General features: G+C 56.4%; 8 protein-coding genes and 5 pseudogenes. 4 read left to right on the plus strand and 9 right to left on the minus strand.

Annotated features, from left to right (window positions below; translation table 11 throughout):
* Nucleotides 1-161: 161 nt before the first annotated feature.
* Both ABIC51_RS39825 and ABIC51_RS39830 read left to right on the plus strand, forming a co-directional pair.
* Nucleotides 162-419, plus strand: a pseudogene (locus ABIC51_RS39825) (integrase core domain-containing protein); the annotation flags it as partial.
* A gap of 428 nt (nt 420-847) precedes the next feature.
* Nucleotides 848-7,072, plus strand: a complete 6,225-nt coding sequence (locus ABIC51_RS39830) for a dermonecrotic toxin domain-containing protein (protein ID WP_354007072.1) — start codon at nt 848-850, stop codon at nt 7,070-7,072.
* A 231-nt stretch (nt 7,073-7,303) separates the two neighbouring features.
* Here ABIC51_RS39830 and ABIC51_RS39835 read toward each other — a convergent pair whose 3' ends face one another.
* From ABIC51_RS39835 to ABIC51_RS39870, 8 genes and pseudogenes are all read right to left on the minus strand, one after another.
* Complete coding sequence (locus ABIC51_RS39835; protein WP_354007073.1) at nt 7,304-10,651, minus strand: hybrid sensor histidine kinase/response regulator; 3,348 nt, start codon at nt 10,649-10,651, stop codon at nt 7,304-7,306.
* 57 nt (nt 10,652-10,708) lie between these two features.
* Nucleotides 10,709-11,860, minus strand: a complete 1,152-nt coding sequence (locus ABIC51_RS39840; protein WP_354007074.1) for an IS3 family transposase — start codon at nt 11,858-11,860, stop codon at nt 10,709-10,711.
* 81 nt (nt 11,861-11,941) lie between these two features.
* Nucleotides 11,942-12,607 (minus strand): response regulator, encoded by a 666-nt coding sequence (locus ABIC51_RS39845; protein ID WP_354007075.1) that lies wholly within the window; start codon nt 12,605-12,607, stop codon nt 11,942-11,944.
* A 31-nt stretch (nt 12,608-12,638) separates the two neighbouring features.
* Nucleotides 12,639-13,471 (minus strand): IS5 family transposase gene (locus ABIC51_RS39850; protein ID WP_354007076.1). Its coding sequence is split into 2 segments (ribosomal slippage): nt 12,639-13,123 and nt 13,123-13,471, totalling 834 coding nucleotides; the frame shifts between segments, so codons are not numbered across the junction.
* Between the two features lie 104 nt (nt 13,472-13,575).
* Nucleotides 13,576-13,848, minus strand: a complete 273-nt coding sequence (locus tag ABIC51_RS39855) for a hypothetical protein (protein ID WP_354007077.1) — start codon at nt 13,846-13,848, stop codon at nt 13,576-13,578.
* 37 nt (nt 13,849-13,885) lie between these two features.
* On the minus strand, nt 13,886-14,563 hold the full coding sequence (locus tag ABIC51_RS39860; protein WP_354007078.1) for a lytic transglycosylase domain-containing protein: 678 nt from the start codon (nt 14,561-14,563) through the stop codon (nt 13,886-13,888).
* A 455-nt stretch (nt 14,564-15,018) separates the two neighbouring features.
* The gene (locus tag ABIC51_RS39865) at nt 15,019-15,246 is read right to left on the minus strand and encodes a hypothetical protein (protein ID WP_354007079.1); all 228 of its coding nucleotides are present in this window, start codon (nt 15,244-15,246) and stop codon (nt 15,019-15,021) included.
* 201 nt (nt 15,247-15,447) lie between these two features.
* Nucleotides 15,448-15,735: pseudogene (locus tag ABIC51_RS39870) on the minus strand (integrase core domain-containing protein); the annotation flags it as partial.
* 68 nt (nt 15,736-15,803) lie between these two features.
* On the opposite strand from ABIC51_RS39870, the pseudogene ABIC51_RS39875 reads away from it, so the two are divergent.
* Nucleotides 15,804-16,693 (plus strand): annotated as a pseudogene (locus ABIC51_RS39875) (transposase); the annotation flags it as partial.
* Nucleotides 16,694-16,756: 63 nt separating this feature from the next.
* Nucleotides 16,757-17,359 (plus strand): annotated as a pseudogene (locus ABIC51_RS39880) (IS256-like element ISBcen18 family transposase); the annotation flags it as partial.
* Between the two features lie 68 nt (nt 17,360-17,427).
* On the opposite strand, the pseudogene ABIC51_RS39885 reads toward ABIC51_RS39880, so the two are convergent.
* A pseudogene (locus ABIC51_RS39885) lies at nt 17,428-17,949 on the minus strand (IS3 family transposase); the annotation flags it as partial.
* Nucleotides 17,950-18,024: the final 75 nt, after the last annotated feature.

Raw genomic sequence — 18,024 nt, forward strand, 5'->3', positions numbered from 1 at the left:
TTTCGTTGTTTCGCTGACGAGGAGGTCGTGGCAAAGCCGATGCTCGAAACGAACCGTGGTCTCTGATCCAACTGCTGCGGCCACCACCGAAGCCACACCGGACGTGATATCCAGGGCGAAAACTGCTCGACATTTCGGCGTGTCACCATCGCGCAATAACCGACTTCAGTCGACCAGGTAAGTCGACGGACAATTGCCACATCGAGACGTTTAACGGATCATTCCGCGATGAGTGCTTGAACCTACATTGGTTCGAGACGTTGGGCGAAGCCAAAGCGATCGTCGAGGCCTGGCGCCGGGATTACAACGAGAGCCGTCCTCACTCGGCTCTCAAAGAGTTGGCACCAGCTGAATTCGCCCGTCAGCTGGTGCTTTCGGTGGGTCCGGTTGGACCCGAAACGCCGCAAAACTCGCTCTAGATCTGGTCCAGAAAACCCAAGCGGATCTGAAAGGCCGAGCACTAACACTCGGTACTGTCAAAGAAATCCAAGCGGTTCAATCGCTTGCGATCAATCCACCAAAGCGGGACTGAAAAACCGCCGCATGCTGACCTGCGCGAACGACCGGGGCCTCGCTCAGTTTCTTGGCTGGAGCGACACTTGAGCATTTTCTCCATCATGTGATGCCTTTTGGGCAGGACTTGAATTCCAATCAAAATCGGACTGGTCAGATTAAATTTTCATAAGACGATCCGTATGATGGCAATGGGTTTGCGTGTCGAGGTGATTGATAGGTTCGTGTTAAATTGGTGCCGATGGATCGAATTTTATGTCGATTAACCGACTCCTGATCATGATCTGTTCTCGATTCGCAATTATCAAGCCCCGATCTTTTTCAGAGGAATCCCATGACAATTAGTTCGATCTCATATCAGCGTAGCAGAACTGACACCGAGCCGGCTGCGCGAGAACAAGCTGCGACGAAGTCCGATTCATCGACCCAGAACACGAATCAACCTAGCGTGGATGGAGTGGTCGCGGATAAGGTATTGGGCGGGCAGGAGTCGGTTGAGACTCGAGCACAGAGCGAAGTGGCAGCAACCCGTCAAGGTACGAAGCGAACCAGTACCGTCGATGCTCTCACAGCAGGTAGCCGAACCAAGCGAGCGACGACGGGAGAAAAAGCGGCAGGAAACGATTTGGCCTCAAACGTGGGGCAAATGAATAGCCGTTTACAAGACCGTACTGAAGCGCCTCCCAGTTTCTCCGAATTTGCCAAACGGGAATTGAAACGTGAGCTGGACAAACAGTTCCCTGGGGAAAATATTGACCCGGATGAGACGTATGTCGTTCATTTCAAGAATAAAACGGAAACGGATGCGGACGGAAAGCAAATTCAGGTGCGTACGGCGACGGAGTTCCGCTCGCTTACTGATGAGTTTCTGGATGGTTTCGAGAATGGTCGCACGCCGGCCTACGTTGAGGAAATCGCTGGAGTGTATCGGGTGCCGTCCGCCGATGAATCAAAGCGCATCAGCGGAAGCAACGTATTGTTCAAACTCGAATCCGCGATTGACGATGCACGCGACAAACTGAAATCCAATTTTCAGAGCGAACTGACGAAATATTGGAATGAGCCATTGACAATCAACGGCGCCACGGATACGCGGAAATTTCATGTCGCCGAGGCCGAGAAGACACTGATGTCAAGGCGCGCAGCACTGGGTGTTCTGGATGGGGAGCTAACACGAGAGGATCAGGCTCGGATCGATAGACTGAGAACGTATCCGAATTCGGCGGAACGTGTGGATGACAAGGGCCAGCCAAAATCCGATATGCCAGCTGTGTATGCGATTTCGGTTCCCAATGCGCCGGCGCCCGGTGGCAAGACGGAATTTTCGGGGATGTACATCATCACCGAGAGGCAGATTGCTGGGGAAATCGATGCGAACACCGAGGTCGGCGCCGTACTGTTGAATATGCCCGGGCGACCGCTGGAGTCGTATCCATCGCTTCAAGCGCTCAATGAGGAGCTGGGCAAGCGCCTGACTGATCCTGCTCGACGACAGACTCTGCTCCAACACATTCCAGCGCGAGCGCAAGCCCAGTTGGCTGGTGTGGGAAATGCATCGGGTCAATTCGTATCGTTTAGTTTCCAATCCATCGAGGGCAACGTGTTCGAGAATCGATTGCAATCGATGATCGATCAGCAAGTACGGGATGTCGGTGATGCAGAGGGCGTGGATACGTCAGTTCGCAACAAACTGGACATGGAGCCGTATTTGGCGGAGCGCGACCAGCGTCTGCTGGAGCAGGCGGAACGCAATAGCTGGCCGGACTGGCGTAAGCACGCAAGTGAAAGTGATCGAAGCGAGTTGGCGCAACATGAGCGTGTGAAACAGCACGCTCAGGAATCGGCTGATCAGTTGCTTGACGATGTCGATTCTCCGCGGGCGTATGGTCGGGACCAAGCGACACGGTATCTGAACGACAAGTTTGGAACTGATGCAGACCCGAATGAGATCCAGGTCCGCGCAGAATATACGACCCGAACGGGTCCGCAAGCCCGCACGGGCACCCTATTGGATTTTTTGCAGGAAGGGCCGCGTGACGCCAGTCGGGGAGATGTGACCTACTCGGTGATTCGATCGGCCGACTCGCCCGTGCCGCTCACCGATGCGCAATTGAAGCAGACGCTGGGCGAGTTGGATGTGCGCAAGGACTACGGTTCTGCAGTCGAAACGACTTATCGAAACCCAGACGTCAAGAATGCGCTGTCCGATGTGCTCGACAGCCAAATCCAGATGGATGCCTTCAGCGCCAAGATGCGAGGCCATCTGACGCAGTCGGACTATGACATGGTTCAGCGCGCACGTGATCCAGCCAAGACACCGGCGGGTGCGACCACGCAGGTGAGCGTGGGAGGCGTGTCGATTCATCTTCCAGGCAAGGCGGCTGACCAGATGAAGGATGCGCTGGTGTTCCGTGAAACGAAGGCCGACGGCCAGGTGGAGCGCTATATCCTGTATGTGCCAAACTCGCCGGACGGCCAGAATTTCTACGGATTCAATAATTGGCAAGGATTGAGTGCGTCGGTGGCCGCGTGGACGGTCAAACCGGAAGGCCGACAGTATCTGCAGGATCAGTTGGACCCGGGCAATCGCAGTCACGCCACGCAATTCTTTGAAGACGCGGCCTTGAGGTCGGACACATGGCGTATCGCTGAGAATGGTACCGCGACCTGGAAAGAGTTGCCGGGCACCAGCTATCGAGACAAGCTCGATGCGGCCGTGGCGGAGAAAAGCCAGACCCGCGTTGCGGAAGCCAAGGTCGGGACGATTTCGCCAGATTGGTATCAGCATGCGAGCCCAGCGGAGCGACAGAAGCTGACGAGTCTTGCCGATCGCATTCGGGTGACCAAGGAGGCCATGTCGTCTGCCCTGCCGGGTCAGCCATTCCCTGACTATGCGCACGGGAAGATCAAGGAATCGCTCGACCGCTACCTGCGCACGAAGGGGGGGACGGAAACTGTCGATCCGGATACGGTGATGGTCGATTTGGGTGATGGAACTTCACCGCGCACTTTGACCGACGTTGCCACGTACGGATATGACTCGAGTGACAACTTTGTCGGCAAAGCGAGGTTCACGTCCTCGACCGGCCAAGATCTCAGTCAGCTCAACACGGCGGTGCGGGGGGCCGAACAAGGTGCACGCCGACGAGGGGCGTTCGCGGAGTATATGGACCCATTTGTTCGCGGCGGATATCTTGGCGAACAATACACGCGCGAAATAGAACAACAGTATCTGACCGAAGGGCCAGCGCTAGAGAATCGACGTGCACTGTACCGGGAGCATGTCCAGAGCACGATGTTGTACGACGCAGCCCAGGCCAAACTCCGGGGCGAGTTGACCGAGGCGGAATATACCTCAGTCAAGCAACAGATCGAGGAGACATCCCTCCCCGCTGGCCGGTCGCCGGAAACTCGGATGCCCCACCGGCTCACCTTCAACGGGCGCCCGGTGGAAGGGACCTATGTGTTCCGCGGGGTCGGTGCGGTCGGCCAAGCCCGGAATATGCTCTATACACCGGGCGCGCCGGACGGCCGTATGTTCCGTCCGTACGACGACAGCACGTTTCGTTCGGGGAAGGACGAGCCCAGGTCGTTGACGGAGGCGATGGCGAATTACTACTATCAGCGCGTCAAATACTCGGATCAGGCGGTGGCGAACACGCGCCTTGAAAAACTCCAGAAAGGCCAGGAGAAGCCGGACGCGCTGTTGCAGCCAGTCCTGGATCTGAATCGTGAGTACGATCGCAAGCTCCAGTTGACGCTCGACCCTGTGAGGGAGACGACAAAGACGCGTGGGCAGGTGATTAGCGAGCAGGTGTGGAAGGGCGTCAATTATGCCGGCGCAGCCATTTCGCTCGTGTATCCGCCGGCGGGCATCGCGGTAGGCACGCTCATGTGGGGCAAGGAAATGCATGACGCGTATGAGGCGTATCGGAGAGGGGATCGAGCGTCGGCTTCGCTGAGTATCCTGAGCGCGGGTGCGGAAGCGATTGGCGTCGGGTTCGATGCGGCAGATGGCCTAAAGGCCGTGGGCAAAGGCCTGGCGAGCGTCCGGAAAACGCTGGGCCTGAAGGTGGGTCAGCACTTCGGCACGGTCGATGAGGCGGCCAAGGCCCTGAAGCAAGTGAACGTGCCTTCACCGTCCACGGCATTCAAGGATGTCTCTCCGCTCAAACCGGAGCTTGCGGTCAAAGCGCCGCCCAATGAAAGTGCCATGGCCTTACATACCGATGGATTTCTCAGTGGCGTTTATGAGGAAGTTCGGGGTGATTTTTCGACGTATTATGTGAAAGAAGGCAATGCCTATTATGAGGTTGTTCCCGACGCCAACAAGCGGACGCTGGGTTTGGCCGATCCACGCAATCCGAACGCCCGTTATCATCTGCCCATCGCGCAAGGGGTCGATGGGCGATGGGCATTCGCTTCCTCGGTTTACGACAAAGTTGATCTGAGTGGTTACGCTTCCCTGGACGCCCTCCCGGTAGGGGCGGAGCCCAAATCTGGTAGCAACGGCATTTTCGACTTCCAGGGCAACGAGTATGTAAAGACCGATGACGGCAGGTGGCGCGAAACGTCTTATGAGAATGGCAAGAGATATATTAAGCATTCGACCCAAACCGGGCAGAAGTATGAGGTGGTCCCTTCAGACAATAGCGTGTGGTCGGTACAACCTCGTTCCAAATTGTACGGGGGTGGCGGTGGTCGAACACAAACTGAAGTCTCCACTCGCTCCCGGACAGAACCGACGCTCGTACTGAGACTTCAGCATCCCCAGCGAGCACAGCTTTCGCGTCTGGTTGATACACTTTCTCGAGCTAATTTTAACGGCGATGTCCTACGTACCAATGGTCCGGAGCTGATTCATTTGCTTTCTAGCGACACCAATCGGGCGACGTTCCAGCGCTTGCTTGATATTCAGGTGGCGCAAGGCCAGATTAGTGTTGCGCTTCGGCATGAGATCATGTCAATTTCTGATCCATATGGCCGCGCTCAACGTTATTTATCGGTAATTAAACACCGCAGTAGTGTCGAGAATATCGAAAAATTCCCAGATCAACTCAAGGAAGCGATTTCCAACGGCGACATAGCTGCCTCGGCGGCAAGGACGGTCAATAGTTTGATCGATCAGCAGAGAACGGATCTTGCGACGTTGGCAGAGACGCTGTCGAGAACCGTGTTCGATAGAGTGGCAGCAGACGGCCATTTCGCTTTTGATTCTGAATTGCACCGGTTGCTAGAAAGTGGCGTCAATGAGGGTGTATTCCAGCGCTTGCTTGATATTCAGGTGGCGCAAGGTCAGATTAGTGTTGCGCTTCGGCATGAGATCATGTCAATTTCTGATCCATATGGTCGTGCTCAACGTTATTTATCGGTAATTAAACACCGCAGTAGTGTCGAGAATATCGAAAAATTCCCAGATCAACTCAAGGAGGCGATTTCCAACGGCGACATAGCTGCCTCGGCGGCAAGGACGGTCAATAGTTTGATCGATCAGCAGAGAACGGATCTTGCGACGTTGGCAGAGACGCTGTCGAGAACCGTGTTCGATAGAGCGGCAGCAGACGGCCATTTCGCTTTTGATTCTGAATTGCACCGGTTGCTAGAAAGTGGCGTCAATGAGGGTGTATTCCAGCGCTTGCTTGATATTCAGGTAGCGCAAGGTCAAATCAATGCGGCAACCTATGTGGAGATCCGGGCTATGTCGGATCCGGTTAATCGAATTCTGCGCTATTTATCGGTGATTAAAAGCGGTAGTAGCGTAGACGATCTTGCCAAATTCCCGGATCAATTGAAGAGGGCGGTTGAGATGGCGGCAGAAGTAAATTCGCCGGGAGCAAGAGGGGCTGATTTTATCTTTCAACAAAGAGCGCAGCTTTCAAGTTTAGCAAATGATATATCCAGGGCGGATTTTAACGATAATGTCCTACGTACCAATGGTCCAGAGCTGATTCATTTGCTTTCTAGCGACACCAATCAGGCGACGTTCCAGCGCTTGCTTGATATTCAGGTAGCACAAGGCCAGATTAGTGTTGCGCTTCGGCATGAGATTATGTCAATTTCTGATCCATATGGCCGCGCTCAACGTTATTTATCGGTAATTAAACACCGCAGTAGTGTCGAGAATATCGCAAAATTCCCGGATCAACTCAAGGAGGCGATTTCCAACGGCGACATAGCTGCCTCGGCGGCAAGGACGGTCAATAGTTTGATCGATCAGCAGAGAACGGATCTTGCGACGTTGGCAGAGACGCTGTCGAGAACCGTGTTCGATAGAGCGGCAGCAGACGGCCATTTCGCTTTTGATTCTGAGTTGCACCGGTTGCTAGAAAGTGGCGTCAATGAGGGTGTATTCCAGCGCTTGCTTGATATTCAGGTGGCGCAAGGTCAAATCAATGCGGCAACCTATGTGGAGATCCGGGCTATGTCGGATCCATTTAATCGAATTCTGCGCTATTTATCGGTGATTAAAAGCGGTAGTAGCGTAGACGATCTTGCCAAATTCCCGGATCAGCTCAAGCGAGCAATTCGGAGGGACGGTGACGCTAGATATGCAATGTAAGTGAGGCACCGGGGCGTGTTGATGTGATAGCGAAGTGAATTCGACACGCTCCCGGGAAATTGCTGAGAGGAGGCGGATTTTACAAATCCCTGAGTCGGCGGAAGGTTAAAATTAAATCGAAATGGGATTGCGCCGTGCAAACGGTACCGGAATTTTCCACTTCCCAATGGGACAGTTTTGTGGGCTAGGTCAGTTACTGTACGTGAAAACGAGACACGGTCATTGTCTAGTTCATTGCTTATAAAGCGCTCGTATCTCCGCGACCAATGCCCCAATCGCGGCGTCGGATTCACGGACGCCGGCGCATTTGACATGCTGCTCGAGGTTGAGGGATCGATTTGCCAGGTCTCGCTGGCCGAATACACCGAGCGCGCCCGTGAGCGCATGTAGCTCCTTGAGAACTTGGGGGACATTGTCATTGGTGGATGCGGCCTGAATGGCTGTCATTGACGCGTCGCAAAATGTGATAAATGTCTGACGAAGATGCACCGGGATTTGCTTGTCGCCTAGTAGGGAAAAGCGGTCGTCCGGCGTCGAGGTGAGTACTGTACTGTCTACACCCGTCACCTCGATCAACACTTCACGCAACTGCGCGAGGAACAACGGCTTCAACATGACCCGCGCCATCCCCGCGGACTCGCAATGCTCACGCTCCTCCAGAGTCGCATAGGCGGTCACCGCAATGATAGGCATCGACGGTTTAATTTTCTGTGCCACGCGTGCGAGTTCGTAGCCGTCGAGGCCCGGCATGCCAAGATCGGTAAGCAGCACATCCCACTCGTCTTGCTTGAGCACTGTGAGGGCGGCTTCGCCATCAGGCAACACGCGCGCGTCGCAATTAAGTCGATTCAATTGCTCCTGGAGGAGCGATTGATTGACCGGATTGTCTTCAGCAACCAGTACGCGGAGTCGACGCACGGGCATTGACGACGGCTGGATGGGGCCGGGTGGCAAACCGAACCATTCCCCGTCAAGCGATGTGCTTGGGGCGGGGCCGGATAGAGCCTGCCACAAGGCTGCTTTCAAACCGGTCAACGAATAGCAAGACAGACTGACAACGCGTCCGGCGCGGATCGGCTGTATTGGGCCATCGGCGCGGCAGTCGATGACGCATGCGGCGGCTTCGACGAGTGTGTTTTCGTCCGCCAGAGTCCACGAGTCTCGCTCACCGAAAATCAGGAGCGCCGCTGCGGAAGCCACGGCGTCGGTGGGAATCTTGGTGGGATGCGTGTAGGCACGGGCCGATAGGCCCCACGATAGAAGATGCGGCATGGCGAACGCATGCCAGACGTCGTTGGCACTCAAAAAGAGCACCGCTTCGTTTGAGAATGCGCGTTCTTCTGATCTAGCCGTCGCCGATGGACAGAGTGGCAGTTTTACCGTAAACCGACTGCCGACGCTGGGTGTGCTCTCGGCGCTGATTGAGCCGCCGAGTGCAAGTACGAGCCGACGACACAGTGCGAGTCCTAGCCCCGTTCCACCGAAACGTCGGTGTATCGAGTCGTCACCTTGAGAAAAATCCCGAAAAAGCCTGCTTATTTTCTCGGGAGACAGACCGATTCCGGTATCTTCGACTGTCAGCTGCAGGTGCTTCGTGCCATCTGAGGCATGCTCAATGGCGAGGTACAACGTCACATGACCCGTTGGTGTGAATTTCACAGCATTGCTGATAAGGTTGTTGATGATTTGCCCGATGCGCGCGGGGTCGCTGCGCATGGCAAGGTCACTGTCCACCTCGAATCGGGCATACAACTGTACGCCTTTCGCGTGCGCGACCGGCGCGAACGTGGTGAGTGCCCGGCCGGCTAGCTCGACGATATCGAAGTCGACGCGTTCAAAGACCATTTCGCCTGCTTCGACCTTCGAAAAGTCGAGGATGTCGCTGATGATCGCGAGCAGCCCATTCGAAGAGGACCGAATCGTGGCCAATCGGCTCCTCTGTTCAGCATTGAGTGCCGCAAGGGAAAGAAGCTCAAGATTACCGAGAATCGCGTTAAGAGGCGTCCGGATCTCGTGGCTCATCGCAGCGACGAAAGCCGATTTGGCGGTGTTAGCCGATTCGGCTGCTTGCTTGGCGTTGTGCAGCTCTTTGGCTAGTTGATTCTTCTCGGTCACATCAGTGAATGCAATCACGAGCACATCTTTGCCGCGGTACCGTGAGATTGCCGAATTCACTGCGAGATCGATGTATCTGCCATTGCGAGTCTGGAACGTTTTTTCGTAACGCAGAATCCCGGATTGGGACTGTCGCGAGTGGCGATCGACCAACTCCGCCGACAGGGTCGCGGCATTGACCACAACACGTTTTGCCGTTGCGGCCATCACGGGGCTACGCAAAAGCGGCTCCCCGGTATCGATCGCAATGAGTCCCAGGCCGACTGGCGCCGTCTCGATCAGCACCCGGCTCAATTGCTCGCTTTCAAATACCCGACGGGAGCGCGCCAGGAGTGGCGCGAACACGTGCCGATCAAAAACGATAATGAATATCCATAGCGCGATCAGTACGAAGCCGGTTGTACCTGCGGCGGCACCAATTTGGAGGTGCGTCCCATTCGCGATGTCGCGCCATGAGAATGCATACAACAAGATCCAGCCCGTATCTCCGAGGCGATCGCTAATGGTGAATATGCCATCTTTATAGGCCTCTCGTTGCCCGTCCGCAACTGTTCTGGGGACGAGCGATCGCATCACCTGATCGACCAAACTGTGATCCGGCGCGTGTTGTGCCGAGGATGTAATCAGCTGCCGTTCCTGTGAAATCATCAGGAATGTGCCATCGAAACGATCGACCGTAAGCGGCGCAGTGAGGTCGTCGAGATCGTACTCAGCGACCAGCACGATGAACGGCTTGCCGTCGCTATACGCGGGTGCTGCTAAGCGTACGACCGTACGCCCAGTGAGCGGGTTGATGGCAGGCGGTAGCCAGCGGAGCGGTCGTAGCTGGCCGGGTACTGGTTGTGGCTCTTGTGCCGCTTCATCCAGGCCATCTCTTAACAGATCGATCATCCGTGCATTATTTTCCAAAGCAGGGGGGAGGTCCGGATCATCCGGCAGAGGCGCGGGGAAGAGTCCAGCGACGGCGGAATCGACACTGAAGTAGTAGCCCGTCAACTGGGCGCCGCGTTGTAATGAGGCGATTGCGCTCGAGCGCGCGAGTTGCTGGGCCAGCGCCAGGTACTGCCCAAGTTCACGGTCTGATATGAGCCGAGTAGACACGCCGAACAAGAGGTGAGGGCGCATTGTGGGCACGGGCTGCACCAGGATTTGATATTGGTGGGTGCGGAAATGTGCGATCACGGCGGGGTCGGTGGTCGGACGCTCGTTCCACACCAGTTCCGCACTGATTGCGCCGTTTCGAATCGATGCCTCGCTGGCCCTGATCTCGTTCATGATCAGACTATGGTCCACTTGGTAAGCTTGGCGTTCACTGACAATATGCAAGCGAACGGTGGCGATGATTTCCAGAGCCAGCGCGATTGCCGCGACGATCGATATCGCGATGCCGCCGCCGTACAGGAGCAGTCGTTGATATCGACGCAGCTGGCTGAGATCACTATCGTGGTGAGTCGTCTGGGGCATGCGGGTGCGGACCCTGAGGTAAGATTGAGGTCGGTGGATTTCGTTGATGCCAACGAATTAAGCAGCGACCTGATTTAAATAGAAGCGCTGCGTAAATGCGGAAATCGATTGGAAATTGAGACGCGCCTGCGTACATTGCTGGATATAGAATATCTCGCTGTGTTCTCTGATCGCTTGTCGCGTCTGCTCGCGCGTGGCGAACGTTGATGATAGGCCAGTTCGTTCTTCAGCACTCCCTGTAATGATTCGATTGGTGCATTGTCGTAGCAATTGCCGGGGAATCATCGATGGCTGCATGTCAGACTGGCCGACAAGCGATTGATAGGTCAGCGCGCAATATTGCGACCCGCGATCAGTATGGTGAATCAGTCTCGAAGGCGGTCGTCTGATCGCGACGGCGCGAAACAGAGCCTGCATGACCAGATTTTTCGTCATTAGCTCGCTCATCGTGTAGTCGACGATTTCGCCGCTGTACAGATCCTTCACGCCGGCGAGATACAGCCAGCCCTCGTCCGTCGCGATAAATGTGATGTCGCCACACCAGGCTTGATTGGGCGCCCTCGCCGAGAAATCCTGGTTCAGTAAATTCGGAGCGACGGACAGATCGTGCTTCGACTGGGTCGTTGCCTTGAATCGGCATTTCCGATTGCAGAGCAATCCCAGTCTCTTGCGCAGCCACCTGATCTGGTGCACGCCGATTCGGACGCCACGCTCCTCGAGATGTTGCTGCAGACGCTGCGGCTCGAAACGTTGCCGGGTCCGCCGGTGGGCCACGAGCACCTCCGCTTCCAGGCGGGCCTCCTGCCGCGCTCTTTTGGACGACTTGCGCTTGCGCCACCCATAGTAGCTGCTCATCGACACGCAGGGCAGGCAGCACATCGGCGGCACGCGATAGCCCTGTCGCATTTGTTCAATCACGCCGTACTTGACCAAGACTCCTTCGCAAAGTACGTCGCGAACTTTTTTAGGAGTTCGCGTTCCATATTGACCTGCGCCATCTCCGCCTCCATTTCCGTCAACGGCTTCTGGTGCCGTCCGACATCCTGCAGCTAGCCGACCTTGGCCGCGCGTACTCAGTTTTGACAGTGTCTTGACCGGAATCAACTTCCGCGGGGCGGCCTCTGATATGCCGACGCCTTCAGTCAACGCCAGCTTCACCGACTCGTCATGAAGCTCGTTTGTATAGATCGCTCTTGGAATCAAACTCATCTATGTCTCCATTCATCAGTTTTACGAAACGTTGAATTCCATTTTTTGGCCGACCTCACTAAACGTGCAGTCAGCCCACCCTCACTCATCCTTCGATGCGTCCGCACCTACAATGAGTCCCGCCTCAGAGGCGGAGCGAAATAGATCGATATCACGTTCGATACCCAACTTGCGCATGGCGTTCTTTTTCTGGGAGCTGACGGTTTGCTTGGTACGGCGCAACTGGGCGGAGATGTCATTGATCGTCAGCCCGGATAGATACAAACGGATGACCTCGGCCTCGCGCTTGGTCAACTGCTTTGCTTTCGATTCGGCCCTCGCTCGCTCGAAAGCGTTTCGTGCCTGTTGCATCCACGGCGAGAAATACGTTGCTCCCGCGTGGACCGTGTGAATGGCCGACACCAGGTGTACTGTGTCATCCACTTTACTCAATGCGGACTGGATACCAAGCCGGGAAATTTCGGTGACGATCGTAGCGTTATCGACCGAGGTAAAAACGATGATTTTCAGGTCCGGAAACCACCGACGCACGAACGACAAAAAGGCAATGCCATCACCGTATTCGCCACCCGGCATCGCATAGTCAGTCACAAGAATGTCGCACGGTGTGCTTGACAGCAAAGCCACCACCTCGGTCGAGTCGCTCGCGGTACCGACAACGTCGATTGTGCTGGCGCCATCCAGCACGTATTGAATACCGGTGATCAACGTCGGGTGATCGTCAGCGAGGATGACGCGGATTTTCATAGTAGAGGGGTAGGAAGATTGAGTCGATGGGTCAACCGCCGCCTAAGAAGCCCGAACACAATAAGTTTTGAAGTTGTCGCCAGCAGATGATGCAAGCGACGATTTTCATGAACGTCTTGTATATGGACGTGAGGTGCCCGAATCGGATGCGTAGTCGCCTGAAGTGGTGCAACGATGCGCAGGTGCGCTCGACGATCCACCGGGTTTTTCCGAGGCCACCACCGTGCGGTTCACCTCGACGAGCGATCTGCGTGGCGATGCCCAAGGCGCGCAGTGGCTTACGATATTTGTCGTGATCGTTGCCACGATCGGCCTGTACGATAACCAGCTTGGACTGCGGCCGTCTCCGCTTGCGACGAATGGGCGGGGTGACTTCGATCAGAGGCCACAGCTGGGTGACGTCTTTGCAGTTAGCTCCCGTGACGATCATCGCGAACGGGATGGCCAGCGTTTCAGTAGTGAGGTGGTGCTTTGATCCGGGGCGCGTCCGGTCGGTGGGGCTGGGTCCTGTTTTAGACCTGATCCCACTGCACAAATGGGGGGCGGATCGATGACCACATGCGACCAGTCGATGCGATCGGCCGCTCGCCATTTCGCCAGCAGCACCTCGTGCAGCCGATCCCAGGCGCCTGCCTGTTGCCAGTCGCGTAGCCTGCGCAAGCAACTCGTACCCGAGCCACAGCCCATGTTCCGCGGAAGAATCTCCTTGGGAGTGTCGGATTGCAGCACAAACAGGATGCCGGTCAGCACGGTGCGATCGTCGAGCGGCTTGCGCTCCGGGTATCGCGTCCGGCGTGGCTTCGGTGGTGTTAGCAGCGGTTGGATCAGTGACCACAGTTCGTCATCGAGTATGGGTTTTGCCATGGCTTCCTCGTTTGCGAAACAACGCAGAGGCAAATGGAGCGTGCGGCGGGCTAACAGCCCCAGAAACTCATTTTGGTAGAGCTTTTAAGTCACAAAGTTCCACCTCAGGTCATGTCGACATATATCTGTAGCGAAATCCGGGTTACATCACGATGTTGACGGTTGCACCACGCGACAAACTCGTTGGGCGATACCCCGACCTTGACCACCTTTTCCCCTCGTCGGGTGATGTGCGTGAGAATGCGTTTCGTGCGCCGCTCCCAGGCTTCGTAGGTGGGTGGCAGGCCGTGCTTCAGCAGCGCGCGAAACGCCCAGTAGTCGCTTTTCTCGAGCCACGCAATAGCAATTGGAGTGGCATCCGTGTTGGGTACAGTCACATTCGACTCCTGACGATGCGATTAACAACACTCAGATTCAACCCAGCCGCGTACGATACGCGTCGCGATAGGACGTGACCTTGTACACATACTGTTGGGTTTCAGGATACGGTGGCACGCGGCCGCCATATTTTTTGATCGTGCTGCTGCCTGCGTTGTAGGCAGCAATGACTAGGTCGAGGCGTTCACCGTACTCGATCGTCAACTCACGAAGATAGCGTGCGCCGGCCGTGATGTTCTGTTGTTGATCGAAGAGATCCCACGCACCATAGTGCGCCCCTGTGCGGGGCATGATCTGCATCAATCCCTTTGCGCCGCGATGAGAGACCGCGTGCGGATTGCCTCGCGATTCCACGTGGATGATGGCCATCAACAAGGCGTGGTCAACTTGGTAGCGGTGAGCAATCGGCCCAGTAATTGAAGCCAGTGCGTAGACGCGAGGTTCGATCTGCTTCGCTTTTTGATGGTCACGCTTCCTCGAATGTTCGCGAACAGGGGCGGGCGCGACGGAGATTCCGTGCTGCACACGTGTGAGTCGATGTTCATATGATTGAGGCGACGTAACGGATGCGGTGCCGCGAGCAGCGCTGAAGTCATATGACGTGAATGAAAGGAGGTTATCCGATAGTCGCCATGTGCGAACGGCATCATGTTCACGCGCGAGTCCGTGTGCCGGAACCAAAATATCAATCGATCGATACTCGGCCTGGCTCATCGCCGAGGGGGGCCGTGTAACAGTGGGCTGCGATTCTGCAAGATGGAGGGTCCCGAACATCCACTGCCCCAAAGGATGGGTCGGATGGGGTGAGACCGTAGCGTGTGTACCGCATCCCGCCAATGTAAGCGCGCTACAGAGGACAAAAATCCACCAGATTCGGCGTGTGGACTTGTGGCGCCGATCGGCTTGCTTATGAGAGGTGGATCGACTCCTGCCCGGATGGTGAATATGTGCGTGCTGCATAACTATGACGGATCGAAAATAAATGAAGCCCCACAAATCGATGCGTCACAGTTGGGATGTTGCTCGGTTAGCGCTCGTATTTGTGAACGAATTGAGCGGAGTGCCGCTCGTCGAAATGAATGAGGAGCAGTCTAGCGAGTGGAGTGTCGGGGTGAAATCGGACTGCGGCGAAACATGAACGAGACGGGTCCCAAAACCCAAGTGGTTCATCAATGTTCGGTCACTTCGATGACCGCATCTGAATTGAAGTCGGCGAGGTCGGCGATCTTCGCGGCGCCGCGGGGAATCACCGATTCGAGGGTCAGCGTCGCGAGCAGTGTCCGCCCGCGCGCGTCGATGCCCTGCGTGGCGGCGGATGCCCGACTGAGAAGGCGATGGCGCCAGTGGAGTGGGCGCTGAAGTCCCCATATTTTACTGCAACATGACTTTTCGCCCATCGAGCGTTGCGTCGCGGAGTGTCAGCCGTGTGGCGCCTAGCGTCCCGAACGCGAGGTCGCCGTTCTTATTCACCCGTCCCCGCAGCGAAAGCGACAGCGTGGTGGGTGCCGGGCAGGTGATGGCGAGCGGGAGTGTGCGCTTGCCGAACGTCAGCACTTGTTTGCCGACTGGCCGCAGCTCACCAGCGGAATGTGTAGTGGTCAACTAATCCCGGACACTGCGTTAAGTTTTTCTTCCGCAACAGCCGGCGCCAGTCCGTCGTTGAACTGATGCGGGCGTATCCAGTTGTACCGGTGCATCAGGTAGTGGCTGATATCCCAGTGTGCTTCCTGCGCCGACGTGTACCCCACTGACGGCAGCCATTCCGTCTTGAAGCTGCGGAACAGCCTTTCCATCGGGGAGTTGTCCCAGCAATTTCCGCGACGGCTCATGCTCTGCTGAATCCGATAGCGCCACAGGCGCTGACGGAATTTCCGACTTGCGTACTGGGTGGATTCAACCGGTCGTCGCAACACCTTAATCCAGGAGGTGTTTCATGGGTCGTCCATCGAAGTGGATACAACAGTTGACGAGGCGAGGAGCGATGCGCTCGCCGGTGCACCATCGCTTCGGCACGAGGTTGAGCGCCAGTTTTGGGAGCAGGTTGCGACCGGAATCACAAGCGAGAAGGCTGCTGCGGCAGTTGGCGTGTCCCAGGCGGCAGGGACACGCTGGTTTCGCGAGCGTGGCGGTATGCCGTTGTTCATGGCAAGTCCAATATCCGGCAGGTACTTATCGTTTGCTGAGCGTGAAGCGATAGGATTACTCTCAGCCGAAGGCGCCGGCGTACGTGAGATCGCTCGCCGTATTGGCCGCAGCGCGTCAACGGTCTCGCGAGAGCTCAAGCGTAATGCTGCAACTCGTAGTGGCCGCCTCGATTATCGTGCATCAGTTGCGCAGTGGAAGGCGGAATTGTTTGCCAGGCGACCGAAACCAGCAAAGCTTGCGACAAACCCGAGGCTGCACCGCTATGTGCAAGAGCGCCTGGAAGGCCAGGTTCACGACGCTAAAGGACGTAAGGTCGCAGGGCCTAGTCAAGCGGCGTTCATCGGGCGGAATAAACCAGAACGCAGTGATCGCAAATGGGTCAATGGCTGGTCGCCGGAACAGATTGCCAATCGATTAAAAGTCGACTTTCCAGATGACGAAACCATGCGCATCTCTCACGAAGCCATCTATCAGGCGCTTTACATTCAAGGGCGTGGTGCGCTCAAGCGCGAACTGGTGACCTATCTGCGCACCGGACGAGCACTGAGAGTGCCAAGGGCCAGGGCGCAAGCCAAGGCGTGGGCGCATGTCAGCGAAGACGTGATGATCTCCGAACGTCCAGCGGAAGCTCAAGACCGTGCTGTACCGGGACATTGGGAAGGTGATCTGATCATCGGCTTGAACCGGTCTGCGATCGGAAGGACCTATCCGTCATTTCGTGGGCGAGGCATATCATGAGGTGTAAAAGCCATGGATATGTCGATGAAGAAGAAAAGGCAAACCGTAGCGCGTCAGGCAGCGGCCCGAGGGCCGCTGCCTGAGCTGCCCAAGGAGCTGCTGGACCAACTGGTCAAGGGGCCGATGACGCCCACCGAGGTCCAGGATCTGATGCTGGCGTTCAACAAAGCGATCATCGAACGCGCAATGGGCGCCGAGATGAATCTCCATCTGGGCTACCCGTCGGGCCAGTCCAAGCCGGCCGGGCAAGCCAACGAGCGCAACGGCGCAAGCGGCAAGACGGTCATCACCGATCGCGGCCCGGTGCGCGTCGACGTCCCCCGCGATCGCGACGGCAGCTTCGAGCCGATCCTGATTCCAAAGCATGAGCGCCGCTTCACCGGCTTCGACGAACGCATCATCGCGATGTACGCCCGCGGCATGAGCGTGCGCGAGATTCAGGCCTTTCTGGCTGAGAGCTACGGCACCGAGGTATCTCCCGACTTCATCAGCTCGGTCACCGACGAGGTAATGGCCGAGGCACTGAGCTGGCAGAGTCGCCCACTTGCGGCGATGTATCCGGTCGTGTTCTTCGATGCGCTGCGGGTCAAGATCCGCGACGACGGCGTGGTCAGCAACAAGGCCGTCTTGACCTGCCCCCGGTTTTAGTCCGAACTGCAGTTAGAGTCCGAGGTTAAAATGACCCTGAACCAGAATTAGTCCCGGTCGGAAGTGGAGATTTCCGGCTTGGTTGAGTTGTCAGGCGAGGCGGATTCCCTTGCCTGACGGGCGAATTCTGCGGGTGTCATCCACTGCAATGCGGAGTGGGGACGAACCTCGTTATAGTACGTGCGCCAGTCGTCGATTTTGCTCTGCGCGTCGGCCAATGACAAGAACCAATGTGCGTTCAGACACTCCTGCCGGAAGCGCCCGTTGAAGCTTTCGACCTTGGCGTTGTCAGTGGGCGTGCCCGGCCGGCTGAAATCCAGTTCAACGCCATGTTCATAGGCCCAGCGATCCATTGCCTTCGAAATGAACTCGCTGCCATTGTCGACCTTGATCGTGGCGGGGTGCCCGCGCAGGGCAGTAATACGCGTCAGCGCTTCGACTACATGCTCCCCCTTCAGACTTTGCCCGACCTCGATGGCCAGGCATTCCCGGGTGTAGTTGTCGACGACGGTCAGTGTCCGTAGACGTCTCCCGTCGAACAGTGCATCCGCAACTAATGGTATGGTCCACCCGCTTCTTCTATCGTAGTGGCGCTACCACCCATGGAGGCTGCCATGAACTCGGTCACGTTAGGAATCGATCTC

The organism is Burkholderia sp. 572 (assembly GCF_040545135.1).
Classification (GTDB): domain Bacteria; phylum Pseudomonadota; class Gammaproteobacteria; order Burkholderiales; family Burkholderiaceae; genus Burkholderia; species Burkholderia cepacia.